The sequence below is a fragment of the Cellulomonas sp. GbtcB1 genome (genome assembly GCF_019091725.1).
Classification (GTDB): Bacteria; Actinomycetota; Actinomycetes; order Actinomycetales; family Cellulomonadaceae; genus Cellulomonas.
The window spans coordinates 1-23,044 of record NZ_JAGXJG010000064.1 but is presented as its reverse complement, the minus strand read 5'-3'; the positions used below and the strand labels follow the sequence as shown (position 1 = coordinate 23,044).

21 protein-coding genes are annotated in these 23,044 nt (G+C 76.2%); 10 read left to right on the top strand and 11 right to left on the bottom strand.

The features are described 5' to 3' along the window. Window positions 1-1,550: cation-translocating P-type ATPase (locus KVT14_RS17675; protein ID WP_217616869.1), on the bottom strand; the 1,550-nt coding region annotated here is incomplete at its 3' end. Next, window positions 1,547-1,936: a helix-turn-helix transcriptional regulator gene (locus KVT14_RS17670; protein WP_217616868.1), complete on the bottom strand. Its 390-nt coding sequence runs from the start codon at window positions 1,934-1,936 to the stop codon at window positions 1,547-1,549. The genes KVT14_RS17675 and KVT14_RS17670, both read right to left, overlap by 4 nt. Before the next feature lie 76 nt (window positions 1,937-2,012). Between KVT14_RS17670 and KVT14_RS17665 the strand changes: the two genes are divergently transcribed. Genes KVT14_RS17665 through KVT14_RS17655 form a run of 3 tightly spaced genes read left to right on the top strand, consistent with a single transcriptional unit; the run spans window position 2,013 to window position 3,542 of the window. Beyond that, window positions 2,013-2,393, top strand: coding sequence for a helix-turn-helix transcriptional regulator (locus tag KVT14_RS17665; protein ID WP_254631187.1), 381 nt, complete (start codon window positions 2,013-2,015; stop codon window positions 2,391-2,393). After that, on the top strand, window positions 2,390-3,319 hold the full coding sequence (locus tag KVT14_RS17660; RefSeq protein ID WP_217616867.1) for a cation diffusion facilitator family transporter: 930 nt from the start codon (window positions 2,390-2,392) through the stop codon (window positions 3,317-3,319). Before KVT14_RS17665 ends, KVT14_RS17660 begins: the two co-directional genes overlap by 4 nt. A gap of 28 nt (window positions 3,320-3,347) precedes the next feature. After that, window positions 3,348-3,542 (top strand): hypothetical protein, encoded by a 195-nt coding sequence (locus KVT14_RS17655; protein WP_217616866.1) that lies wholly within the window; start codon window positions 3,348-3,350, stop codon window positions 3,540-3,542. Window positions 3,543-3,559: 17 nt separating this feature from the next. On the opposite strand, the gene KVT14_RS17650 is transcribed toward KVT14_RS17655, so the two are convergent. After that, on the bottom strand, window positions 3,560-3,811 hold the full coding sequence (locus KVT14_RS17650; RefSeq protein ID WP_217616865.1) for a hypothetical protein: 252 nt from the start codon (window positions 3,809-3,811) through the stop codon (window positions 3,560-3,562). Between the two features lie 273 nt (window positions 3,812-4,084). On the opposite strand from KVT14_RS17650, the gene KVT14_RS17645 reads away from it, so the two are divergent. The 4 genes from KVT14_RS17645 to KVT14_RS17630 are packed head-to-tail and all read left to right on the top strand — an operon-like array spanning window position 4,085 to window position 9,778. After that, complete coding sequence (locus KVT14_RS17645; protein WP_217616864.1) at window positions 4,085-5,581, top strand: cytochrome ubiquinol oxidase subunit I; 1,497 nt, start codon at window positions 4,085-4,087, stop codon at window positions 5,579-5,581. Beyond that, window positions 5,578-6,588, top strand: coding sequence for a cytochrome d ubiquinol oxidase subunit II (locus KVT14_RS17640; protein ID WP_217616863.1), 1,011 nt, complete (start codon window positions 5,578-5,580; stop codon window positions 6,586-6,588). Before KVT14_RS17645 ends, KVT14_RS17640 begins: the two co-directional genes overlap by 4 nt. After that, entirely contained in the window at window positions 6,585-8,441 is a 1,857-nt protein-coding gene (locus KVT14_RS17635; RefSeq protein WP_217616862.1) for a glycoside hydrolase family 15 protein, read from the top strand. The genes KVT14_RS17640 and KVT14_RS17635 overlap by 4 nt, the downstream gene beginning before the upstream one ends. Beyond that, window positions 8,438-9,778, top strand: a complete 1,341-nt coding sequence (locus KVT14_RS17630) for an FAD-dependent oxidoreductase (RefSeq protein WP_217616861.1) — start codon at window positions 8,438-8,440, stop codon at window positions 9,776-9,778. The genes KVT14_RS17635 and KVT14_RS17630 overlap by 4 nt, the downstream gene beginning before the upstream one ends. A 9-nt stretch (window positions 9,779-9,787) precedes the next feature. Here the strand turns inward: KVT14_RS17630 and zwf are convergent, their stop codons facing one another. After that, window positions 9,788-11,194 (bottom strand): glucose-6-phosphate dehydrogenase, encoded by a 1,407-nt coding sequence (zwf, locus tag KVT14_RS17625; protein WP_217616860.1) that lies wholly within the window; start codon window positions 11,192-11,194, stop codon window positions 9,788-9,790. Between the two features lie 139 nt (window positions 11,195-11,333). On the opposite strand from zwf, the gene KVT14_RS17620 reads away from it, so the two are divergent. After that, window positions 11,334-11,906, top strand: coding sequence for a hypothetical protein (locus KVT14_RS17620; RefSeq protein WP_217616859.1), 573 nt, complete (start codon window positions 11,334-11,336; stop codon window positions 11,904-11,906). Window positions 11,907-12,056: 150 nt separating this feature from the next. Further along, window positions 12,057-13,331: a Na+/H+ antiporter NhaA gene (gene nhaA, locus KVT14_RS17615; protein WP_217616858.1), complete on the top strand. Its 1,275-nt coding sequence runs from the start codon at window positions 12,057-12,059 to the stop codon at window positions 13,329-13,331. 15 nt (window positions 13,332-13,346) lie between these two features. On the opposite strand, the gene nrdG is transcribed toward nhaA, so the two are convergent. The 5 genes from nrdG to KVT14_RS17590 all read right to left on the bottom strand — a co-directional run bounded on the left by nrdG (window position 13,347) and on the right by KVT14_RS17590 (window position 19,829). Beyond that, window positions 13,347-13,964: an anaerobic ribonucleoside-triphosphate reductase activating protein gene (gene nrdG / locus KVT14_RS17610; RefSeq protein WP_217616857.1), complete on the bottom strand. Its 618-nt coding sequence runs from the start codon at window positions 13,962-13,964 to the stop codon at window positions 13,347-13,349. A 1-nt stretch (window position 13,965) separates the two neighbouring features. Then, entirely contained in the window at window positions 13,966-16,230 is a 2,265-nt protein-coding gene (gene nrdD / locus KVT14_RS17605; protein WP_254631186.1) for an anaerobic ribonucleoside-triphosphate reductase, read from the bottom strand. 155 nt (window positions 16,231-16,385) lie between these two features. Then, on the bottom strand, window positions 16,386-18,473 hold the full coding sequence (locus KVT14_RS17600) for a discoidin domain-containing protein (protein ID WP_217616856.1): 2,088 nt from the start codon (window positions 18,471-18,473) through the stop codon (window positions 16,386-16,388). A gap of 165 nt (window positions 18,474-18,638) precedes the next feature. Further along, on the bottom strand, window positions 18,639-19,133 hold the full coding sequence (locus KVT14_RS17595; protein ID WP_217616855.1) for a GNAT family N-acetyltransferase: 495 nt from the start codon (window positions 19,131-19,133) through the stop codon (window positions 18,639-18,641). 120 nt (window positions 19,134-19,253) lie between these two features. Further along, window positions 19,254-19,829, bottom strand: coding sequence for a MarR family winged helix-turn-helix transcriptional regulator (locus tag KVT14_RS17590; RefSeq protein WP_217616854.1), 576 nt, complete (start codon window positions 19,827-19,829; stop codon window positions 19,254-19,256). A gap of 109 nt (window positions 19,830-19,938) precedes the next feature. Between KVT14_RS17590 and KVT14_RS17585 the strand changes: the two genes are divergently transcribed. Next, entirely contained in the window at window positions 19,939-20,571 is a 633-nt protein-coding gene (locus KVT14_RS17585; RefSeq protein ID WP_217616853.1) for an FMN-dependent NADH-azoreductase, read from the top strand. Between the two features lie 243 nt (window positions 20,572-20,814). On the opposite strand, the gene KVT14_RS17580 is transcribed toward KVT14_RS17585, so the two are convergent. Continuing rightward, window positions 20,815-22,035: a trans-acting enoyl reductase family protein gene (locus KVT14_RS17580; RefSeq protein WP_217616852.1), complete on the bottom strand. Its 1,221-nt coding sequence runs from the start codon at window positions 22,033-22,035 to the stop codon at window positions 20,815-20,817. Between the two features lie 810 nt (window positions 22,036-22,845). Further along, window positions 22,846-22,947 (bottom strand): hypothetical protein, encoded by a 102-nt coding sequence (locus KVT14_RS23620; RefSeq protein ID WP_368858786.1) that lies wholly within the window; start codon window positions 22,945-22,947, stop codon window positions 22,846-22,848. Window positions 22,948-23,044 lie beyond the last annotated feature (97 nt).

The window sequence follows — 23,044 nt, the reverse complement described above, 5'->3', positions numbered from 1 at the left end:
GTGCGGGTGTTGTCGCCGGTGAGCATGACGGTCCGCAGGCCCGCGGCGTGCAGGGCCGCGACGGCCTCGGCGGCCTCGGGCCGGAGCTCGTCGCGGATGCCGACGACGCCGACGGTGCGCCCGTCGGCCCGCACGACGACGGTGGTCATCCCGGCCGACTCCATCGCGTCGAGGGCCCCGGCCAGGGGGCCGGCGTCGAGCCAGCGGGTGGACCCGACCTCGACGCGCACGCTGTCGACCGTGCCGGTCACGCCGTGCCCCGGCTCCTCGACGACGTCCGCCGCGGGTGCCGCGGACGGCACGGCGGCGAGCACGGCCCCGGCCAGGGGGTGGGCGCTCCGCGCCTCGACCGCCGCGGCCCAGGCCAGGACCTGCGCGGCGGCGACGCCGTCGACGGTGCGGGTCCCGACGACCTCGGGGCGGTTGCGGGTCAGCGTGCCGGTCTTGTCGAGCGCGACCGTGCGCACGGCGCCGAGCTGCTCGAACGCCTTGCCGGACGTGATGACGACGCCGAACCTGCTCGCCGACCCGATCGCGGAGATGACGGACACCGGGACGGCGATCGCGAGGGCGCACGGCGACGCCGCCACGAGCACCACGAGCGCCCGGTCGATCCAGACGCCGGGGTCGCCGAGCAGCGACCCCAGCACCGCGACCAGCGCCGCCGCGACCAGGACGGCCGGGACCAGCGGGCGCGCGATGCGGTCGGCGAGCCGGGCGCGCTCGCCCTTGCGGGCGTGCGCCTCCTCGACGAGCCGGACGATGGTCGTCAGCGAGTTGTCCCGGCCGTCGGCGGTCGCCTCGACCTCGAGCGCGCCCGTGCCGTTGACGGCACCGGCGGGCACCGCGTCGCCGGGCCCGACCTCGGCCGGGATGGACTCGCCGGGGGCCGCCGAGGTGTCCACGGCGCTGCGCCCGGACACCACGACGCCGGCGGTGGCGACGCGCTCGCCGGGGCGCACCGCGAGCACGTCGAGCTCGCGGACGTCGGCGGCCGGCACGACGACCTCGCCGGACAGCCGGGAGATCCCGGCCGTCTCGGGCATCAGGGCGAGCAGCGCCCGCAGGCCGTGCTTCGCGCGGTCCATCGCGCGGTCCTCGGGCGCCTCCCCGACAGACAACAGGACCCCCGGCGCGGGGGCCGCGGCCACGTGCCGGAGCAGCACGGCCCCGCCCGCGGCGAAGGCCAACAGGAGGCCGACGCCGAGGCGGCGGCGGGCCAGGCGGCGCAGGGCCCCGGGCACGAAGGTCCACGCCCCGGCGGCGAGCCCGAGCGCGAACGCGGCCGTGCTCGGGACGGTCCCGGCGCCGGACCGGTCCAGGAGGTGGCCCACCAGCAGCAGGAGGCCTGACGCGGCCGGCAGCCGCAGCGCGGCGTCCCGCCACCACGGCGCGAGCTCCTCGTGCTGCTCGTCGTGCGCGGCGGGTTCGTCGTGGTCGCAGCAGTCGTCCGGCTCGGCCGCCGGGGGCGGGCTGCCCGCGGGCCGGATCCCGATCGACAGGGAGGGGCGCGGGGCGTCGTCCTCGGGCCCGCAGCACTCGCGGCTCACGCGCGCACCTCCGCCGCGGTCGTGGGCGCGTCCGGCTCGCACGCGGCGCAGCACCCCGGCACGTCGCAGGTCGCGCTGGTGCAGGGTTCGCCCTCGTCGACGGCGAGGACCACGTCGACCAGGGACGTCAGCGCGTGGGTCAGGTGGGGGTCGGCGACGGCGTACCGCGTGCGGCGGCCCTCGGCGTCGGCCACGACCAGCCCGCAGCCGCGCAGGCACGCGAGGTGGTTGGACACGTTCGACCGCGTCATGCCCAGGTCCGCGGCCAGCTCGGCCGGGTAGGCCGGCCCCGCGGCGAGGGCGGCCAGGATCCGGGCGCGGCTCGGGTCGGCCAGCGCGCGGCCGAGCCGGGTGAGGACGTCGAGGCGCGGCGCAGTGGTCAGCATGCGCTGAACAGTACAGCGCGTGCTGTATCGACCGAGGGGGTGGCGTGACGGGTCGGGCCTGACCTAGCATCGCCGCATGGCGATGACATCCCCGGCTGTCGATGACGAGAACGAGACCCGTTCCGCCGACGACGCCGCCCTCACCGCGCCGACCGCCGCGCTGTTCCGCGCGCTCGGCGAGCCGGCCCGGCTGACGATGCTGCGCCACCTCTTCACCGGCGAGCACTCGGTGCGCGAGCTGACGGACCACCTCGGGCTCGCGCAGAGCACGGTCAGCGTGCACCTGGCCTGCCTCCGGGACTGCGGGCTGGTCACCGTGCGGCAGCGTGGCCGGTCCTCGATCTACGCGATCGCGGACCCCGGCCGCCTCGCGACGCTCGTCGGCGCGGCGGAGGACCTGCTGCGCGGCGGGTCGAGCCCGGACGCGTGCGCGCATCTCGCGGGGGACCCGGCGTGAGCCACGACCACGGGCACGGCGGCGGTGCCGACGTCGCCCCGGCGGACCACCGGCGACGGCTCGCGATCGCCTTCGGCCTGACCTCGACGGTGCTGGTCGCCCAGGCGGTCGGCGCGCTGGTGACCGGGAGCCTCGCGCTGCTGGTGGACACCGCGCACATGCTCACCGACGCCGCGGGCCTGGCGATGGCGCTGGTCGCCGCGCACCTCGCGCTCAAGCCGGCGACGTCCCGGCGGACCTGGGGCTACCGGCGGGCCGAGGTGCTGGGTGCGCTGGCGCAGTCCGCGGTGCTGCTGGCCGTCGGCGGGTACGTGCTGGTCGAGGGCGTCCGACGGCTGTTCGCGCCGCCCGACGTCCCCTCGACCGAGCTGATCGTGTTCGGCGTCGTCGGGCTCGTCGCGAACCTGGTCGCGATCGCCGTGCTGGCCGGGAGCCGGAAGGCGAACTTCAACCTGCGCGCCGCCTTCCTCGAGGTGCTCAACGACGCGCTCGGCTCGGTCGGCGTCATCGTCGCCGCGGTCGTCATCGCGACCACGGGCTGGCAGCAGGCGGACGCCGTCGCCGGCCTGCTCATCGGCGCGCTGATCGTCCCCCGCGCGATCCGGCTGCTGCGCGAGACCGCCGCCGTGCTGCTCGAGTCGACGCCGCCGGGGCTCGACCTCGACGCGGTGCGGGACCACCTGCTCGGCGTCGAGCACGTGCGCTCGGTGCACGACCTGCACGCGACGCTGGTCGCGACGGGGCTGCCGGTGGTCACGGCGCACATCACGGTCGACGACGAGTGCTTCTCCGACGGGCACACCGCGCGGATCCTCGACCAGCTCCAGGACTGCCTCGCCACGCACTTCCCGATCTCGGTCGAGCACTCGACGTTCCAGATCGAGCCCGCGTCGCACCGCACGCACGAGCACCTCGGGCACGCCTGACCCCTCCGGGTCGTGCGAGGCTCGTCCCATGCCCGACGCACCCCGCCTGCCGGCCGACGACCGCCCCGCGATCATCCGGATCGTCGCGACCCTGGTCCTCGGGGGTGCGCTGACCCTGGGCGGTGTGGTCACGAGCACCCCGGCGGTGACGATCGCCGGGGTGCTCGTGCTGTTCGTCTGCTCGCTCGCGACGCGGGTCTGGTACTTCCGCCGCCGGCGCTGACCCGGCGGCGGCGACGCTCAGCGGTCGACGTCCTCCGGCTCCGGTCCGGGGCTCGTCGGCCGCGCCGCCCCCGGGGCGCCCGACGGCGTCCCCGGGACCGCCTCGGTCCCGGCCCCGACCGCGCCGGACGCGCGCTCGGCGCGGTGCGCCTCGTGGCGCGGGTCGTCCTGGTTGATGTCGTCGGGGTCGGGCCCGGGGCTCGACGGCCGGGTGGGCGCCTCGGCCGGGGTGCGGACCGGCTCGTCGCGGGGGTCCGGGGTGGTGGTCATGGCGGTCTCCGTTCGCGCGGGGGTGGGTCGCGTGCGGAGCGCCGCGGCCCTGCGTCACCGGCGACGCTACGCGCGTCGCGCGCGAGCGCACCCCGGGGCGCCGGACCCCTGTGCCGTGTCCGATATGTCCGGTATGGTCGCGCTGACGGGTGGCCCCGGCCACCCCACCGCCGTCCCGCGCGCCCCGCCCGCGTCCCCCGACCCGGGCCGGCCGCCACACCCCCCGGACGGGCACCGCCACCCGCGGTCGCCCCCGCACGGGTGAGGAGACGCGTGGTGCTCCCGGTCGACCAGCTCGCCGCCGCGGCGGCCGCCGTCGGCGCGGTCGACCCGGTCCCGTGGGCCCGCTCGCAGATGGCCTTCACACTGGGGTTCCACATCATCCTGGTGCCGCTCGGGGTCTCGTGGGCGGCGATGGCGCTGATCGCCAACTACCGCGGGGTCAAGCACGACGACCGCGACGCCCTGGAGCTCGCGCAGCGCTGGTCGAAGTACATGGCGGTGACGTTCGCGGTCGGTGCGGTGACCGGGACGGTGCTGAGCTTCGAGTTCGGGCTGCTCTGGCCGCGGTTCATGGCGCAGTGGGGCGACGCGTTCGGCGTGCCGTTCGCGTTCGAGGGGATCTTCTTCTTCCTCGAGGCGATCTTCGTGGCGATCTACATCTTCGGCTGGCGCCGGCTGCGGCCCTGGCCGCACTTCTGGACCGGGGTGCCGATCGTCCTGGCCGGGGTGCTGGGCTCGGTGTCGGTGGTGGCGGCGAACGCGTGGATGAACGCGCCCACGGGGTACACGCTGGGCGCCGACGGCCAGATCGTCGCGGTCGACCCGGTGCGCGTGATCTTCAACGAGTCGATGCCGTGGCAGGCCGCGCACATGGTGGTCGCGGCGTACCTCGTCGGCGGCTGCCTGGTCGCCTCGGTGTACGCGTTCGCCATGCTCCGCGGGCGCCGGGACCGGTACCACCGCCTCGGGTTCACGATCGCGTTCACGGTCGCGGCGGTCGCGGCGCCGATCCAGATGGGGGTCGGCGACGGGCTGGCGCGCTGGGTGTACGAGAACCAGCCGGTGAAGTTCGCCGCGATCGAGCTCGTTCCGGAGACGTCCTCCGACGTGCCGGAGACGCTGCTCGGCCGGCTGGGCCCGGACGGGGAGGTGGAGGGCGGGCTGCCGATCCCCGGGATGGCGTCCTGGCTGTCCGACCCGAGCACGGGGCGCGACACCGTCGTCCAGGGCCTCGACTCGGTGCCCGCGGACGAGCGACCGACCACCCGCGAGGTCAACACGGTGCACCTCGCGTGGGACGTCATGGTCGGGATCGGCACGCTGCTCCTGCTGCTCGCCGGCTGGTACGGGCTGGTGTGGCTCCTCCGGCGCCGGGCGCCCCGGGGGCGGGTGTTCCTCGCGGCGGCCTCCGCCTCGGGTGTGCTCGCCGTGCTGGCGATGGAGGCCGGCTGGATCGTCACCGAGGTCGGCCGGCAGCCGTGGATCGTCTACGAGGTGATGCGGGTCGAGGACGCCGCCACCGGCAACGAGGGCGTGTGGGCGACCTTCGTCGGCGTCGTGCTGCTGTACCTGGTGCTGGGCACGACGACGGTGCTGGTGCTGCGCGCGATGAGCCGGCGGTTCCGGCGGCAGGCGGCGTTCCGGGACGACGACACCCCCTACGGGCCGTCGCCCGACGGGGTGGGGCGGGTGCCCGACGACGCCCGCGCCCCGGAGCCGGCCGCGGGCGGCGCCGCGCCGGACCACGACGCGCGGGAGCCGCGATGAGCACCGCCGTCGCCGTCGTGCTGCTGCTGGCGCTCGCGGCCTACGCCGCGTTCGGCGGGGCGGACTTCGGCGCGGGGTTCTGGGACCTGACCGCGGGCGGCGCGGAGCGGGGGGCCGCGCCGCGGGCCGTCGTCGAGCGGTCGATCGGCCCGGTGTGGGAGGCCAACCACGTGTGGCTGATCTTCGTCCTGGTGGTGACGTGGACGGCGTTCCCCGAGGCGTACGCGTCGATCTGGCTGACGATGTTCGTACCGCTGACCATCGCGGCGGTGGGCATCGTGCTGCGCGGCGCCAGCTTCGCGTTCCGCAAGGCCGTGGTCGGCACGGGCGTGCGGCGGGTGTTCGGCGGCGCGTTCGCCCTCTCGTCGGTGCTGGTGCCGTTCTGCCTGGGCGCCGTGGCGGGCGGCATCGCGGCGGGGGAGGTGCCGGCGGGCGGCCACGCGGGCGACCCCGTCACCAGCTGGCTGAACCCGGTGTCGGTCGCGGTCGGCGTGCTGGCGGTGGCGCTCGCGGCCTACCTGGCGGCGGTGTACCTGGTGCGCGACGCCCGGCACGGCGACGACCCCGCGATGGTCGGCTACTTCCGGCGCCGGGCGGTCGCGGCGGCGGTGGTGGCGGGCGTGGTCGCCGCGGTCGGGCTGGTCGTGGTGGACCGGGACGCGCACCCCGTCTTCGAGGAGCTGGTGACCACCGCGCTGCCCCTGGTCGTGGCCGGGACGCTGTGCGCGGTGGGCGCCCTGCTGCTGCTCGTGCGCGACGCGACCCGCGGGGCCCGGGTGCTCGCCGTGCTCGCCGTCACCGGCGTCATCGCCGCGTGGGGGGTGGCGCAGTGGCCCGACCTGCTGCCGGGCGCCCTCAGCGTCGCCGACGCCGCCGCCCCCGACGGGACGCTCACCGCCCTGGTCGCCGCCGTCGGCCTCGGGCTGCTGCTCGTCGCCCCGTCCTTCGTCCTGCTGTACGTCCTGGCGCAGCGCCGGCTGCTCCCCGAGGAAGGTGTCGAACCATGAGCGTGTCCCCGTTCCCGCCGATCGCCGACTACGCGTTCCTGTCGGACTGCCACACCGGTGCGCTGATCGCGCCGGACGGCTCGGTCGACTGGCTGTGCCTGCCGTCGTTCGACTCGCCGGCCGTGTTCGGGAACCTGCTGGACCGCGGCGCGGGGTCGTTCCGGTTCGGGCCGTACGGGATCAACGTCCCGACGTCGCGCGCGTACGTGCCGGGCACCAACGTCATGACGACGACCTGGCACACCCCGGGCGGCTGGCTGCTGGTGCACGACGCGCTCACGATGGGCCCGAGCACCGGCCACGACGCCGTCACCCCGCACACCCGGCCGCCCGCCGACGACGACGCCGAGCACCTGCTGGTCCGGACGGTGAAGTGCCTGAGCGGCAGCATCGAGGTCGAGCTGGTCTGCGAGCCCGCGTTCGACTACGGCCGCACGCCGGCGACCTGGACCGCGGTGGGCGAGGACGGCCACGCCGCCGACGCGACCGGCGCGGGGCAGACGTTCCGGCTCGCGACCGACATGCGGATCGGCATCGAGGGCGGGTCCGCGCGCGCCCGGCACGTCCTCGCCGAGGGGGAGACCGCCTACTGCGTCGTCTCGTGGGCGGACGGCCTCGTCGTCCCGGCCGACGACGCCGACGCCGACGGCCGGATCCGGGCCACGATCGACTTCTGGCGGAACTGGCTCGCCCGCGCCCGGGTCCCCGACCACCACCTGCGCCCCGCCATCGAGCGGTCCGCGCTGACCATCAAGGGCCTGACCTACATGCCCACCGGCGCCACGGTGGCCGCGCTCACCACCTCGCTGCCCGAGACGCCCGGCGGCGAGCGGAACTGGGACTACCGGTACACCTGGATCCGGGACACCACGTTCACTCTCCAGGCCCTGCACTACCTCAACCTGGACTGGGAGGCCGACGAGTTCATGCAGTTCGTCGCCGACCTGGAGCCGGCCGAGGACGGTGGGCTGCAGATCATGTACGGCGTCGACGGGCGGCGGGACCTCACGGAGTCCACCCGGGACGAGCTCACCGGCTACGAGCACGCGCGCCCGGTGCGGATCGGCAACGCCGCGTTCGACCAGCGGCAGAACGACGTCTACGGCGCCGTGCTGGACTCGATCCTGCTGCACACCGTTCGCAGCCGGCACGTGCCCCGGCGGCTGTGGCCGCTGGTGGAGTCGCAGGCCGCGGCGGCGATGGCCACCTGGAAGGAGCCCGACCAGGGCATCTGGGAGGCGCGCGGCAAGCCGCAGCACTACGTGTCCTCCAAGCTGATGGGCTGGGTCGCGATGGACCGGGCGGCGCAGCTCGCCGGGATCCGGGACGACCGGGAGCACGCGGAGCAGTGGCGCGCGACCGCCGACGAGATCCGTGCCGACATCCTGGAGCACGGGCTGCGGGACGACGGCGCGCTGCGGCAGCACTACGACACCGACGCGCTCGACGCGTCCACGCTGCTCGCGCCGCTGTTCGGGTTCCTGCCGCCGGAGGACCCGCGGATCCGGGCGACGGTCGAGGCGGTCGGCAGCGAGCTCACCGAGAACGGGTACGTGCTGCGGTACCGCACCGACGAGACCGACGACGGGATGTCCGGCAAGGAGGGCACGTTCCTCATCTGCTCGTTCTGGCTGGTGTCGGCGCTGGCGGCGATCGGCGAGTCGGAGCGGGCGAACGACCTCATGGAGCGGCTGCTGCGCATCGCCTCCCCGCTGGGCCTCTACGCCGAGGAGTACGAGGTCGAGCGGTCCCGGCACCTCGGCAACGTGCCGCAGGCGTTCTCGCACCTGGCGCTGATGCAGGCCGCGGGGCGGATCATCCTCACCGACTTCCGCAAGGAGATGTCCCTGTGACCGCCGACGGCGCGGTGGACCTGCCGCAGGACCCGGTCGTCGTCCTCGGCGGCGGCCTCGCGGGCGTCGCGTGCGCCCACGCGCTCGGCGACGCGGGGGAGCCGGTCGTGCTGGTCGACCGGAACGACTACCACCAGTTCCAGCCGCTGCTCTACCAGGTGGCGACGTCGCAGCTGCCCGCCGAGGACGTCGCGCGCCCGCACCGGGTCATCTTCCACAAGCACCCGACCGTGCGCGTGCTGACCGCTGAGGCGGTCGCGGTCGACGCGGCCGCGCACCGGGTGACGCTGGGCGACGGCACGGAGGTCGCGGGGTCACACCTGGTGCTCGCCGCGGGGGCGCAGCCCGAGTTCTTCGGGGTGCCCGGCGCGGCAGAGCACGCGTTCCCGCTGTACTCGGTGGTGGACGCGGAGCGGCTGCGGCGGCACCTGCACGGCCTCGTGCGGGAGCACGCGCACGCGCCCGGGACGAAGGACGCGCCGGAGCCGCCCCCGGGCACGCTGGACGTCGTCGTGGTCGGCGGCGGCCCGACCGGGGTCGAGACGGCGGGCGCCGTGGCCGAGCTGATGGCCGCGCTGACCCGCACCGGGCGCCTGGCCGCGCCGGCGCGGGTCGTCCTGGTCGACCGCGGGACCGTCCTGCTCGCGCCGTTCACCGACGCGGCGCACCACTACGCGCACGGCCACCTGACGAGCGTCGGCGTCGAGGTCCGGCTGGGCACCGGGGTCGCGGCCGTGCACGCCGAGCGGGTGGAGCTCGACGACGGCACGGCGATCCCGACCCGGACCGTCGTCTGGGGCGGCGGGGAGTCGGCCGCGCCGATCGTGCTCGGGGCCGGCGTGCCGACCGGCCGCGGCGGGCGGGTGGACGTCGCCGCCGACCTGAGCGTGCCCGGGCTGCCCGGCGTCTACGCGGTCGGCGACGCCGCGAACATCCCCGGCCCGGACGGCCGCACGCTCCCGCAGCTCGGCTCCGTCGCGCAGCAGTCCGGCCGGGCCGCGGGGGCGAACGTGCTCCGCGAACGGCGCGGGGTGCCGACCGAGCCGTTCCGGTACAAGGACAAGGGCATCATGGCGATGATCGGCCGGAACGCCGCGGTCGCCGAGGTCGGGCACCGGCACCACACGGTCGAGGGCCCGGTCGCCTTCGCCGCCTGGCTCGGGGTGCACGCCATGCTGCTCAGCGGCGCGCACTCCAAGACCGACGCGTTCCTGTCCTGGGCGTGGGACTACTTCGACCGGGACCACTCGGCGCTCGTCGAGATGACGGACGCCCCGCACCGGATCGCCTGGGAGGACACGACGGCGGACGTGCCGCACATCGACCCGGGGGCGTGACGGCGCGCCTCAGACCCACGGCCCCCGCCAGCCGCCCGACCGCTCGGTGAGCGCGTCGGCGGCGGCGGGCCCCCACGTGCCCGGGGCGTAGGCGTGCACCGGCGGCGGGTCGTCCAGGAGCGGCTGCATGATCCGCCAGGTCTCCTCGACGGCGTCCTGCCGGGCGAACCGCGTGCTGACCCCGGCGAGCGCGGCCTGCAGCAGCACCTCGTACGGCGTCGGGCCCTCGCCGCCCTCGTCGGCGAACTGCATGTCGAGCTCGATCGGGGCCGCGAGCCGGGCGACGTCCGCCCGGTGCGCGTCCACGACGATCCGGATGCCCGTCGACGGGTCGAGCCGCACGATCAGCTGGTTCGGCTCGACGACGCCGCCGCGCGGCCCGAACCCGAGCCGCGGCGGCCGCTGGAACACCAGCCGGAGCTCGGTCTGGGTCGCGCGGAGCTTCTTCCCGGTCCGGAGGTAGAACGGCACCCCGGCCCAGCGCCAGTTCTCGATCTCGAGCCGCAGCGCGGCGTAGGTCTCGGTCGTCGACCCGGCGGCGACCCCCGCGACGTCCCGGTACCCCTCGTACTGCCCGCGCACGTAGTGCCGCGGGTCGGCCTCGACCACCGCCCGGAACAGCGCGGCCTCGGAGTCCTTGAGCGTCGCCGGGTCGCCCCGGGACGGCGGCTCCATCGCGGAGGCCGCCACCACCTGCATGAGGTGGTTGACCACGACGTCCCGGAGCGCGCCCACCGGGTCGTAGAAGTGGCCGCGGTCGTCGACCCCGAAGTCCTCGGCCATGGTGATCTGCACGCACTCCAGGTAGCTGCGGCTCCACAGCGGCTCGAGGATCGCGTTGGCGAACCGCAGGTGCAGGATCTCCTCGAGCCCCATCTTCCCGAGGTAGTGGTCGATCCGGAACAGCTGCGACTCGTCGAGGTGCTCGTGCAGCTGGTCGGCGAGCTCCCGCGCGGACGCGAGGTCGTGGCCGAACGGCTTCTCGACCACGACGCGCGCGTGCCCGGTCAGGTCCGCCCCGGCGAGGCCGTCCACGACCCGGCCGAACAGCGACGGCGGGATCTCCAGGTAGAACACCGGGGTCGCCGCGCCGTCGACGGCCTTCGCGACCCGCTCGTAGGTCTCCGGGTCAGTGAAGTCGCCGCTGACGTAGGACAGCCGGCCGGCGAACCGGGCGAACACCTCCTCGTCGATCCGCTGCCCCGTCGCCTCGACCGAGGTCCGCGCGCGCTCGACCAGCCGGTCGAGCGGCCAGTCGTCGACCGCGACGCCGACGACCGGCAGGTCCAGCAGGCCGCGGCTCTCCAGCCGGTACAGCGACCGGAAGGTCATCACGCGGGCCAGGTCGCCGGTGATGCCGAACACGACCAGGACGTCGGCGGGTCGCGGCTCCGTGGCCGCGCGGGATCCACGCATCGCTGCCTCCTCGGCTGGCGGGCCGGGCGGCGCCCGTCGCGTCGCCGGGGTCCGGTCCGAGCCAACTCCCGGCGCGCGGCCGCGTCCTCATCCGCGGCGGGCGATGCGGGCGCGGGCGGGCCGGGCGAGGCTGGTCGTCGTGAGGCACGCCCGGGACACCCACGGCGCGGCACCGGTCGCGCGCTCCCCGCGCGGGCTCGCCGCCGTCGCGCTGCTGGCCCTGCTCGCCGCCTGCTCGGGCGGCTCCGGGGGTTATGGCGGGGACGGCGGTTCGTCCGCGAGCCCGTCCGCGAGCCCGTCGGCGGCGACGTCGGAGCCCGCGCCGTCCGGGTCCGCCGTGGCGCTGAGCGCGGGTTCGTCGGTCGTCGGGCTGCCCGAGGGCGTGGCCGCGCCACCGGCGGGCGCGGTCGCCGGGGCGTCGCGCACCACCGACCCCTCGCTGATCTACGTCATCACCTTCGGGTCGAGCACCTGCCCGATGGTCGCGGACCCCGACGCGGTCGCCACCGGCGCGGCGGGCGCGGGCGAGGTCGAGATCACGTTCCCCGAGCCCACCGGCGGCGCGTGCACCGCGGACTACGTGCCCGCGACGACCGTGGTGGCGCTGCCGGAGGAGCCCACGGGTGACCTGCGCGTGCTCCTCGGCCCGGCGGGCGACGTGACCCTGCCCGCGGGGTCGGACGAGGTCGAGTGGGTGATCGACCAGGGCTGAACCCGGCGCGGCCGTCCGGCTCGCGGACCCCGGGTGCCGTCCGCCCCCGCCGTCGGTAGGGTCGTCCCCTGGTGTGCCGGGAAGTCTGGTCGGCTCCGCGCTCGGCGACCCTCCGTGCGCGGGTTCAGCCGCCACCCCCTGGGGAGAACCGTGCCGCACCACGACACCCGCACGTCCGCACGCCCGCTCCGCGCCTGGGCCTCGCGCGAGACGACCGGCGGGGCCCTGCTCATCGCCGCCGCCGCGCTCGCGCTCGTCTGGGCGAACTCGCCGTGGCGCGAGGCGTACCACGACCTGTCCGCCTGGACCGTCGGCATCGAGGCCTGGCACCTCGACCTGGACCTCGCGCACTGGGCGGCCGACGGGCTGCTCGCGATCTTCTTCTTCACCGTCGGCCTCGAGCTGAAGCACGAGATCGTGGCGGGCAGCCTGCGGGACCCCCGACGGGCTGCGGTCCCGGTGATCGCCGCGGTGGGCGGGATGCTGGTCCCCGCCGCGATCTACCTGGCCGTCGTGACGACCGCGGGCGATGCGGGCGCCGCCCGGGGCTGGGCGGTGCCGACGGCCACGGACATCGCGTTCGCGCTCGCCGTGCTCGCGATCTTCGGGCGCGGCCTGCCGGTCGCGATCCGGACGTTCCTGCTCACGCTCGCCGTCGTCGACGACCTGCTCGCGATCGTGGTGATCGCGGTGTTCTACTCCGACGGCGTCGCGCTCGCGCCGCTCGCGGCCGCGGTCGGCGCCGTGGTGCTGTTCGCCCTGCTCGCGCGCTCGGCGTACGTGCACCCGTGGCTGCTGTGGCCGCTCGGTCTGGTGGCGTGGGGCTTCATGCACGCGTCCGGCGTGCACGCGACGATCGCGGGCATGCTGCTCGGGCTCACCGTGCCCGCGCGGCCCGTGAACGGCGAGCAGGGGTCGCGGGTGCAGCGGTACGAGCACGCCGCGCGGCCCTGGTCGTCCGTGATCGCGCTGCCCCTGTTCGCCTTCTTCGCGGCCGGGGTCACGCTGGTGGACGGCGACGGGGTCGGTGGCGTCGTCGGCGAGCCGGTCGTCCTCGCGGTGGTCCTCGGCCTGGTGGCCGGCAAGGTGCTCGGCATCCTCGGCGCGGTCGCGCTGGTGACGCGCGGCTCCGGCCTCCGGCTGCCCGAGGGGGTCGGGATCCGGGACCTGGCGCCCGTCGGGCTGCTCGCGGGCATCGGGTTCACGGTCTCCCTGCTGATCGCCGAGCTCGCGTTCGAGGGGGACGACGGCCTGGTCGGGGCGGCGAAGATCGCGGTGCTCGCGGGCACCGTGCTGTCCGCGACGGTGGCCGCGGTGCTGCTCCGGGTCGACGCGCGCCGCGCGCGGTCGGCCGACGAGAACCGCGACGGCGTGGTCGACCGGCCGCAGCCGGCGATCGGCTCCGACGAGACCCTCGTGCCCTGACCGGGCGGGGTGCCCTCAGACCAGCGCGCGCCGGTCCGGGGGCGCCCCCACGTCGGTCGCCCCGACGAGGCCGCCGCGCGGCACCGCACGCCCCGCGGCCAGCGAGGCCGGGACGTCGAGCACCCGCTGGTTCCGGCTGCCGCGGAACGCCAGCGTGAGGTCGCGCTGCGCGAGCTCGAACCGGCCGTCGACCAGCACGTCGAGCTCGCCGAGCAGCTCGGCCTTGTCGGCCTGCCCCGCCGCGGCCTCCGCCAGCAGCTCCTCGAACGTGTATCCGGACCAGCACCACACGTCCTTCGCGCGCGCGTGCTCGGCGCGCAGCCGGCGCACCACCCGCAGGCACGCACCGGTGTTGAGGAACGGCTCGCCGCCGAGCAGCGACAGCCCCTGCACGGCCTCGTGCGCGAGGTCGGCGGCGATCCGGTCCGCGAGCGCGTCGTCGAACGGCGTGCCGTACCGGAACGACCAGGCCGCCTCGTTGAAGCAGCCGGCGCAGGCGAACGGGCAGCCCGACACGTACAGGCTGCACCGCACGCCCTCGCCGTCGACCATGACGAACGGCTTGTAGTCGGCGACGCGGTCCTGGCTCAGGGCCGCCGCGCGCCACTGGCCGACGGCGGGCGTGCGGGCCACGTCAGGCGCCCCCGGCGTCCCCGGCCGCCGCCGCGAGCGACGTCGGGCCGGGGAGGTGCTTCACCCGGGACGAGATCTCCACGTGCCGGCCGTGCACCATCGGCCGCTGCTGGGGGTTGCCCAGGTAGCCGCAGGTCCGCTTCACGACGTCGCAGGTGCGCGGGTCGCTGTTGCCGCAGCCCGGGCAGGCGAAGCCGCGCTCGGTCGGGGTGAAGTCGCCGGAGAACCCGCACTCGAGGCAGCGGTCGATCGGGGTGTTCGTGCCGAGGTAGCCGACCCGGTCGTAGGCGTAGTCCCACACGGCCTCGAGCGCCTTCGGGTTCTGCTGCAGCACCGGGTACTCGCAGTAGTGGATGAACCCGCCCGACGCGTACTGCGGGTACTCGGCCTCGAAGTCGAGCTTCTCGAACGGGGTCGGTGCCTTGCGGACGTCGTAGTGGAACGAGTTCGTGTAGTAGTCCTTGTCGGTGATGTCCGGGACGAGCCCGAACTTCTTGGTGTCCAGCCGGCAGAACCGGTCGGTCAGCGACTCGGACGGCGTGGAGTACACCGAGAACTGGTACCCGTGCCTCGCGGTCCACTCCTTCGCCCGCGCGGCGAGGGTGCGCAGCACGCGCAGCGTGAACTCCTTGGCCTCGGGGTCGGACTCCCAGTCGCCGCCGTAGAACGCGGCCGCCGCCTCGTACAACCCGATGTAGCCGAGCGAGACCGTCGCGCGGCCGCCGCGGAACAGCGCGTCGACGTCGTCGTCCGGCGCCAGCCGCTGCCCGAACGCGCCGTGCACGTACAGGATCGGGGCGTTCGCCGGCACGGCCTCCTTGCACCGCTCGACGCGGTACAGCAGCGCGTCGTGCACGGTCTCCAGCCGCTGGTCCAGCAGGGCCCAGAACGCGTCCAGGTCGCCACGGGTCTCCAGGGCGATGCGGGGGACGTTGAGGGTGACGACGCCCAGGTTCATCCGGCCCTCGACGACGTCGTTCCCGTCGGCGTCCTCCCAGCCCTGCAGGAAGGACCGGCAGCCCATCGGCACCTTGAACGAGCCGGTGATCTCGACGATCTTGTCGTAGCTGAGGACGTCCGGGTACATGCGCTTGGTCGCGCACTCGACGGCGAGCTGCTTGATGTCGTAGTTCGGGTCGTCCGCGGCGAGGTTCACGCCGCGGCGCAGCGTGAAGATGAGCTTCGGGAAGATCGCGGTGCGGCGCTCCTTGCCCAGCCCGAGGATGCGGATCTGCAGGATGGCGCGCTGGATCTCGCGCTCGAACCAGCCCGTGCCGAGGCCGAACCCGACCGACGTGAACGGCGTCTGCCCGTTCGACGTGAACAGGGTGTTGATCTCGTACTCGAGGCTCTGCATCGCGTCGTAGACGTCCTTGCGGGTCTTCTCCTCCGCGTACGCGCGACGGCGCTCCGGCTCGGACACCCACTGCTCGGCGTCGGCGAGGTGCTTGGCGAAGTTCCGCTCCGCGTACGGGGCCAGCAGCTCGTCGATCCGGTTGACCGAGCAGCCGCCGTACTGGCTCGACGACACGTTCGCGATGATCTGCGAGATCTGCGCGGTCGCCGTCTGGATGGACCGCGGCGGGTCGACCTGGGCGTTCCCGATCCGGAAGCCCTCGGACAGCATCGTCCGGAAGTCGATGAGGCAGCAGTTCGTCATCGGGGCGTAGGGGTGGTAGTCGAGGTCGTGGTAGTGCAGGTCGCCCTTGGCGTGCGCGTTCGCGACGTGCGGCGGGAGCATCCGCAGCCCGATGGCCTTGCCCACCGCGCCGGCCGTGAGGTCGCGCTGGGTGTTGAAGACGTCGGCGTCCTTGTTGGCGTTCTCGTGGACGACGGACGAGTCCTTGCCGACGAGCTGGCCGATGGAGTGGTTGACGTCGAGCGCCTTCGACCGCGCCAGGTCCCGCTGCACCCGGTAGTCGATGTACGCCTCGGCGACCTCGTACTCGCGGGCCTCCAGGAGCGTGTGCTCGACGACGTTCTGGATCTCGTAGATCCGCACCTCGCCGGTGAACCGGGTGGCGAGCTCGGCGTCGATCCGCTCGACCAGCTCGGCGATCGTGAGGTCGTGCAGGGGGCCCAGCAGGCCGTGCACGTGCGCGAACGCGCGGCCGAGCGCGCTGTGCACCCGGATGGGGTCGAAGGGCAGCGCGCGGCCGTCCCGCTTGCGCACGACGAGCCCCGCGGCGGCCGAGGGGGAGTGCGGGCCGTCCGCGGCCGGCGCGGCCTCCGCGAGCTCCGAGACGTGCGGTCCCACCAGCGTCATGCGTATCCACTCCCGATCTGCTCGCGGCACTAGATGTAGTGCCTTGCTCAGCCTCGCAACCCCACATGTGGGGTTCAATGGGACGAACGTCCCGAGGGTGCGTCGTCCTGCGGGGCGGGGTGCGGCCGTTCACCCGATCGGAGCACCGGCACCCCTCACGCCAGGACGCGGAGCTCGGCGACGCTCCACCACGGGTCGGCGTCGGCGGTCAGCCGGACGCGCAGGTACCGCACCCCGGTGCCGTCGAGCGCGGCGGCCGCGACCTGACCGGCCCCCTCGCGGGTGGGTGCGGCGACGGTCCACGACGCGCCGTCCGCGCTGGCGAGCACCTCGTAGCCGCGGGGCCAGTCGCCCGCGCTCCCCGCGCCGGCGTCGAGGACGACGCCGCGGACCGCGATCGCGCGGCCGAGGTCGACCTCCAGCGCGTCGCCGGGGCGCTGCGAGCGGCCGGTGGACCACCGGGTGGCGGGGTCGCCGTCGATCGCGCGCGCGGCGACGTCGCCGGTGCAGCACGGGTCGTCGGGGCCGGCCGGGTCGGCGGTGGCGACGGCGCCCGACAGGTCCAGCTCGGCGGGGATCGCGGGGGCGTCGGGGGTGGCGGCGCGGGCGGTCCCGGGGTCGGCGACCGCGCGGGCGCTCGCGTCGCCGACGAGGACCGTGCTCAGCGAGCGCGCCGGGAGGCGCACGGGGTAGCGGGCGCCGTCGTCCAGGACGTCGACGGTGGCGTCCTCGTCGCCGTCGTGGGCCACGAGCAGGACCGTCGCTCCGGCCGGGGTCCGGAGCGCCACCTGCGCCACGGCGTCGCCGGCGGTCGAGGTCGAGCCGACCCGGGTCGAGCCGCGCGGCAGGAACCGCGACGCGTGGGCGAGCACGTCGTGCTCCGCGTTCGGCGTCGCCCGCGCCCCGTCGACGGTGACCACCCCGGTGCAGGTGTCGCAGCCGCCGACGTGCGGGCCGCCGTCCGGGTCGAGCGCGAGGTTCCAGGTGAGCACCGCCGACGCCCCGTGCGCGAGCGAGGCCACCAGCAGGTTCCGGGACTGCCAGCCCAGCGTGTCGGCGAACACCCGCTCCGGCGGGGTGCCCGGCGCGTGCGAGCCCGAGCACTCGGTGACCCAGACGGCCGCGTCCGGGAACTCGTCCCGGACCGCGTCCTGCGCCGACGCGTCGCCGGAGTAGCAGTGGAAGGCCACGCCGGCGACCCAGCGCGCGGCGTCGCTGCGCAGCACGCGCAGCGGGTAGTCGGCCTCGGGGTCCGCGCCCTCCGGCGTCGACGCGGCGTCCGCGGGGTGCAGCGCCCAGTTGTGGTCGTACGCCAGCACCGCCGGGTCGAGGCCCGCGTCCGCCAGCGCCGGGCCGAGCGCGTCGAGCAGCCGCACCTCGTCGGCGACCGGCAGGTCCGTCCCGGGGTAGCCGTCGGGGTGCCGGGCCTGCGGCTCGTTCTGCGCCGTGAGCGCGTCGACCGGCACCCCGGCCGCCGCCCACTCCCGGAGCGCCCGCACCAGGTACGCGGCGTAGGTCGCGTACGCGCGGTCGTCGTCGAGCAGCCGGCCGCCCTCGAGGCTGCCGGAGGTCTTCAGCCAGGCCGGCGGGCTCCACGGCGACGCGATCACGGTCAGGTCCGGCGCCAGCTCCCGGATCTCGCGGAGCAGCGCGCGCACCGGCTCGTCGCCCGCGCTGCTGAACCGCGCGAGGTCCCAGTCGGTCTCCCCGGGCGGGAGGTCGTCGTACGTGGTCGCGGGCCCCGGGCCGGGGACGAAGTCGGAGCCGCCGAGCGCGACCCGGACGACCGACAGCCGCATCGGGCCGGCCGGGTCGAACAGCTCGGTGAGCAGGGCGCGGCGGTCGTCCTCGGGCATGGCGAGCAGCAGCGAGGCGGAGGACAGGGTCAGGGCGGCGCCGAAGCCGGTGACCTCCGGTCCGCGGGTGGCGGGGTCCGGGGTGGCCGCGGGGTCCGCCAGGTCCGCGGGCTCGACGGTGATCGTCGGCGTGGTGGGGTCCGGTGTGCCGCCAGCGGGGTCGACGGTCGCGGTCCGCTCGACGCGGTGCGCCCCGTCGGCCGTGGTGGTCCACACCTCGGCGACCCGGGCGGCGGGGGAGGCCCCGCCGTCGGGCGCGCTGTCCCCGTCGGTGCGGGACAGCAGCAGCGGCACGGCGACGGCCAGTGCGGCCACCAGTGCCGCGGCGAGCCCGGCGACGCGCCGCGTGCGCCGCCGGGACCCGTGCCCCGTGGGTCGCTCCGACATCGTCGCCCCCTGCGATCGACCCCTCCGCGAGGAGTGGAAGGTTGTGACGGACACGCCGACGGCGTGTTGGTCACAACCTTCCACCGTCAGGCCCGCGCGGCGATCAGAGCAGGTCCGGCCCGGGCGGGGCCAGGTGTCCGGGCGCCGCCGGAGCGCTCGGGTCGGTCAGGCCAGGCGCTTCTCGTAGCACCGGGACTGCAGCGGCAGCGCGGTGTCGTACGGCGGGTAGGTGGGGATCCGGGTCCAGCCCAGCGCGGCGTACAGCGCCTCGGCCTCGGGCTGGCGGTCGCCGGTCTGCAGGATCACGCGGTCGGCGCCGGCGGCGCGGGCGACCCGCTCGACCTCGGACATGACCGCGCGCCCCACGCCGCGGCCGCGCTGGCCGGCGGCCACGACGACGCGCTTGACCTCCCACTCGCCACCGTGGTCCCGCAGGGCCGCGTGACCGATCGGGGTGCCGTCGTGGTCGACGGCGAGCACGACGTGCCGGACGGCGGCCGGGTCGACGGTCAGGGCGGCGTGCGCCGCGTCGCTCATCGGGCCCGCCGAGGCGTAGCGCGCGCCCATCTCGGCGTCCATCGCGTCGCGCAGGGCGGCGGCGCGCGGGTCGGCCCACTCGACGGACTCGAGCGTGAAGGGCGCGTCGGACGTGGTGGTCATGCGGCTGGATCCTCCCGGTGTGCGGGGCACCGCCCGGGGTCGCGCGCGGCGCAACCTAGCACGGGGGTGCGACGGGCTCGGCAGGCTCGGCGGGCGCGCGGCGCCGGCTGCGCGGGACGGCTACGTGCCCCGGGCCGCGGTCGGTGCGTCGAGGTCGGCGGCCGCGGCGCAGGCGGCCGAGGCGGTCGTGTCGGCCGCGGTGCAGGCGGGCAGCAGGTCGGCGACGTCGGGCGCGGCGTGCCGCACGACGGTCAGGGCGGCGTCGCCGAGCGCCGCCATCCGGTCCGGGCCGAGCGCGTCGACGACGAGGCGGCGCACCTCCCGCACGTGGCCGGGCGCCGCGCGGCGGAGCTGGTCCTCGCCGCCGTCCGTGAGCCGCGCGCTGGTGCGCTTGCCCGCGGCGACGCACGAGCCGCGCGTGACCCAGCCGGCCTGCTCGAGCCGCGCGACCGCGTGCGACAGCCGGGACGGGGAGCTCTGCGTGAGGCGCGCGAGGTCGCTCATCGGGATCTCGCCGTGCGGCCGCTCGGACAGCGCCACCAGGACGTTGTACTCGTAGAGGTTCATCCCCGCATCCCGCTTGAGCTGCGCGTCGAGCGCCGCGGGCAGGGTCGTCAGCAGCGCGACGACGGCCTTCCAGTCCTCCACCTGGGCGTCGGAGAGCCACGGCGTGGCGTCCTCGACCCGCTGGCTCATGCCGCCGATCCTACCGGACTTGAACATTCAACACACGGGTGCCTAGGGTGCGTGTTGAACATTCAACTCGCGCCGCGGGACCGCGGCGCCGTTCCCCCCGGGAGTTCCCATGACCGTGCTGCGCATCGACGCCTCCATCCAGGGCGCGCACTCCGCGAGCACCGCGCTCGCCGACCTCGTCACCGCCGAGCTCGCGGCCGCGCGCCCCGACGAGACCGTGGTCCGCCGGCACCTCGGCGAGCAGCCGCTGCCCGCCGACGCCTGGGCCACCGCCGTCGGCGCCGGCTGGACGCCCGCCGAGCAGCGGACCCCCGAGCAGGCCGCCGCCGTGGCGCTGGCGGTCGAGGTCGCCGACGAGCTGCGCGCCGCCGACGCCGCCGTGCTCGCGCTGCCGCTCTACAACTGGGGCGTCTCGCAGCACGTGAAGACCTGGATCGACCTGGCCATCGCCGGCGGCACCCCGGGCGACGCGTACCTGGCGGGCAAGCCCGTCGTGCTCATCGTGACCCGCGGCGGCGGCTACGGCCCGGGCACCCCGAAGCACGGCTGGGACCACAGCATCGACTACCTGCGCCGCATCGTCGGCGAGGTGTGGGGAGCCGACCTCACCGTCATCGAGCGCGAGCTCACCCTCGTCGGCGTGAACCCGGCGATGGACGCGCTGGCCGAGCCGGCCGCGCTGATGCGCAAGGAGGCCGAGGCGGCGGCGGCGGCCGCGGGCCGGGCGCTCGCGGCGCGCTGACCCGCAGCGATCCGGGGCGGGCGCGCCGGCTCCCGAGCCGCGCCGCGCCCGCCCCGCGTCCGCCCGCGCTCTCGCGGCGCGCTCGCTCCCGCGCTCCCGCCCAGTGCACCTCGCCCGCCGAGGTTGCAGAAGTTGCGGGGTTCGGGACCGGGCAACCCCGCAACTTGTGCAAGCTCGGTGCGGTGCGGTGCGGTGCGGTGCGGTGCGAGGCGGTGCGGCGCGAGTGCGGGGTCGGCGCGCGGGTCAGGCCGGGACCGCGTCCAGGTCGAAACCCTGCGCGCGCAGCCGGTCGACCAGGACGTCGCCCAGCGCGCTCGCCGGGGTGAGCGAACCCGCGCGGTCGGGGAGCGCCACCCCGTCGAGCGCGAGCGCCAGCGCGGCCTCGCCCAGCATCACCGCGGTCGCCGCGTAGCCGGGGTCGCCGGCCGCCTGGACCCGCGCCGCGTACCGGCGCCCGGACGCGGACGTCGCGAGGAACCGGTGCCGGAACCAGCCGGCCTCCCGGGTCGCGGCGTCCGGGCCGTCCCCGGCGGCGGGCAGCGCGCGCTCGATCAGCGCCCGGGTCGGCGGGAGGGCGAGCGCGGCCGCGCCGAGCGCGGTCGCGCTCGTGAGCGCGGCGGCGCGCAGCAGCCCGGCCGGGCCGCGCCCGGCGTCCAGGTGCTCGGCGTACCGGAGCCCGCGGCCGTAGGCCCAGCCGGTCAGCGCGTTCGACCGCCGGACCACGTGCGCGTCGAACGGGGCCATCACCGACGGTGCGGCCCACCGCCCGGCGACCCGGTGCGGCGGCGCCAGCAGCCGCGGCTGCGGGGTGCCGGGCTCGGCCGCGGGGTCGGGGGACAGGGCGTGCGGGTCCGCGTGCAGCCGGCGCACCCGCGGGTCGGTCCGCACCGCCTCCGCCTCCCCGAGCAGGGAGGCCACGGTGCCGCCGGACACGCCGCCGCGCGCTGCGACCAGCGCCTGCACGTCGCCGAGCCCGCCCGCCTCGCCCGCCGCCACCGCGGCCCGGTGCAGCAGGTGCACCCCGAGGTCGGACGGGATCGAGTCGTAGCCGCACGCGTGCACGAGCCGCGCGCCGGTGGCCCGCGCCCGCGCGTCCGCCGCGTCGACCGCCGCCCGCACGAACGCGAGCTCCCCGCTGAGGTCGGCGTAGTGGGTCCCCGCCGCCGAGCACGCCTCGACGACCGGCAGCCCGTGCCGCCCGTAGGGGCCCACCGTGGTGGCGACGGCGGTGGCGGACCCCGCGAGGCGGTGGAGCGCCGGCGCGTCGGTCACGTCGACCACGACCAGCGGCCAGTCCGCGGCGGCCGCGGGCAGGCGCCGGCGCACGGCGGCCAGCCGGTCGGGGTCCCGGCCGGCGAGCGCCACCCGGGTGCCCGGCGCGGCGGCGCGGGCCAGGTGCTCGGCGGTCAGGGCGCCGACGAAGCTCGTCGCGCCCAGCAGGACCAGGTCGTGCTCGCGTGCCATGCGCGGCACCGTAGGCACGGCCGGGTGCCGGGCGCGCGGCGGGGAGCCCCGTCACCCCGGCCGGGGGATGCCCCGGCCGCCCGGGCGCGCCAGCGTGGGCGGATGGACGGGCTCGCGCGGTGGACCGACTTCCACGTCGCCGTGGCCGGCGCGGGTGCCGCGCTCGGCGGGCTGCTGGTGGTCGCCCTGTCGGTGAACGTGCGGCAGATCGCCGAGTCCCGGGGTCTGGCCGCCCGGGCGGCCGCCGCGGTCGCGGCCGTCATGGTCGGGGTGGTGCTGGCGGCGGTCGCGCTCATGCCGGGGCTGTCGCTGCCCGGGTACGGGGGGGTGGCGCTCGTCGGCGCCGCGCTGGCCGGGGCCGTGGCGCTCGCGGCCACCCGGCGGGTGCTGCTCGGCGGCGAGGGCGGGCCGTCGCCCGGGCGGCCCGCGGAGGCGCTGCGGGTGGTGCTGCTGGTGCTGCCGGTCCTGGCGTTCTTCGTGGGCGGCGTGCTGCTGACGGCGGGGGTCGCGGGCGGCGTCGTCGCGGTGGCGGTCGGCATGCTGACGGCGCTGGTCGGCGCGGTGGTGTTCAGCTGGGTCGCCCTGGTCGAGGTGCTGCGCTTACGCGCCGACCCGCGCCGCGCGGTGGGGTCGTCACACCACGGTGAGGTCGTCACGAACGAGTGCCGACCTCACCAGGTCGTGACGACCTCACGAACAGCGTCGGCGACCGGCGCGCGTCGGCGAGCACAGCCCGCCGCGGTCGCCGTCCCGCGCAGGGGTCGGGGCCGCGACCGCGGCGGGGGTCGGGGGAGGCGCCGGGCGCGCCGGTCAGGCGCCCCGCGCCGGGGCCGTGCCCGGGAGCGCGCCGCCCAGCTCCGGCACCGCCGCGCGCATCCGCGCCGTGTACGGGTGCGCGGGCGCGTCCAGCACCCGGCTCGCCGGCCCGCGCTCGACGACCCGCCCCGCCTCGAGGACCACGGCGTCGTCGCACAGCCGGTCGTCGACGGCGAGGTTGTGCGTGGTGAGC

Bases quoted from the DNA above. Each gene is read 5' to 3' on its own strand.
- KVT14_RS17670 (WP_217616868.1), bottom strand. From the start codon at position 1,936: ATGCTGACCACTGCGCCGCGCCTCGACGTCCTCACCCGGCTCGGCCGC.
- KVT14_RS17665 (WP_254631187.1), top strand. From the start codon at position 2,013: ATGGCGATGACATCCCCGGCTGTCGATGACGAGAACGAGACCCGTTCC.
- KVT14_RS17655 (WP_217616866.1), top strand. From the start codon at position 3,348: ATGCCCGACGCACCCCGCCTGCCGGCCGACGACCGCCCCGCGATCATC.
- KVT14_RS17650 (WP_217616865.1), bottom strand. From the start codon at position 3,811: ATGACCACCACCCCGGACCCCCGCGACGAGCCGGTCCGCACCCCGGCC.
- KVT14_RS17640 (WP_217616863.1), top strand. From the start codon at position 5,578: ATGAGCACCGCCGTCGCCGTCGTGCTGCTGCTGGCGCTCGCGGCCTAC.
- KVT14_RS17635 (WP_217616862.1), top strand. From the start codon at position 6,585: ATGAGCGTGTCCCCGTTCCCGCCGATCGCCGACTACGCGTTCCTGTCG.
- zwf (WP_217616860.1), bottom strand. From the start codon at position 11,194: ATGCGTGGATCCCGCGCGGCCACGGAGCCGCGACCCGCCGACGTCCTG.
- nrdD (WP_254631186.1), bottom strand. From the start codon at position 16,230: ATGACGCTGGTGGGACCGCACGTCTCGGAGCTCGCGGAGGCCGCGCCG.
- KVT14_RS17600 (WP_217616856.1), bottom strand. From the start codon at position 18,473: ATGTCGGAGCGACCCACGGGGCACGGGTCCCGGCGGCGCACGCGGCGC.
- KVT14_RS17595 (WP_217616855.1), bottom strand. From the start codon at position 19,133: ATGACCACCACGTCCGACGCGCCCTTCACGCTCGAGTCCGTCGAGTGG.
- KVT14_RS17590 (WP_217616854.1), bottom strand. From the start codon at position 19,829: ATGAGCCAGCGGGTCGAGGACGCCACGCCGTGGCTCTCCGACGCCCAG.
- KVT14_RS17585 (WP_217616853.1), top strand. From the start codon at position 19,939: ATGACCGTGCTGCGCATCGACGCCTCCATCCAGGGCGCGCACTCCGCG.
- KVT14_RS17580 (WP_217616852.1), bottom strand. From the start codon at position 22,035: ATGGCACGCGAGCACGACCTGGTCCTGCTGGGCGCGACGAGCTTCGTC.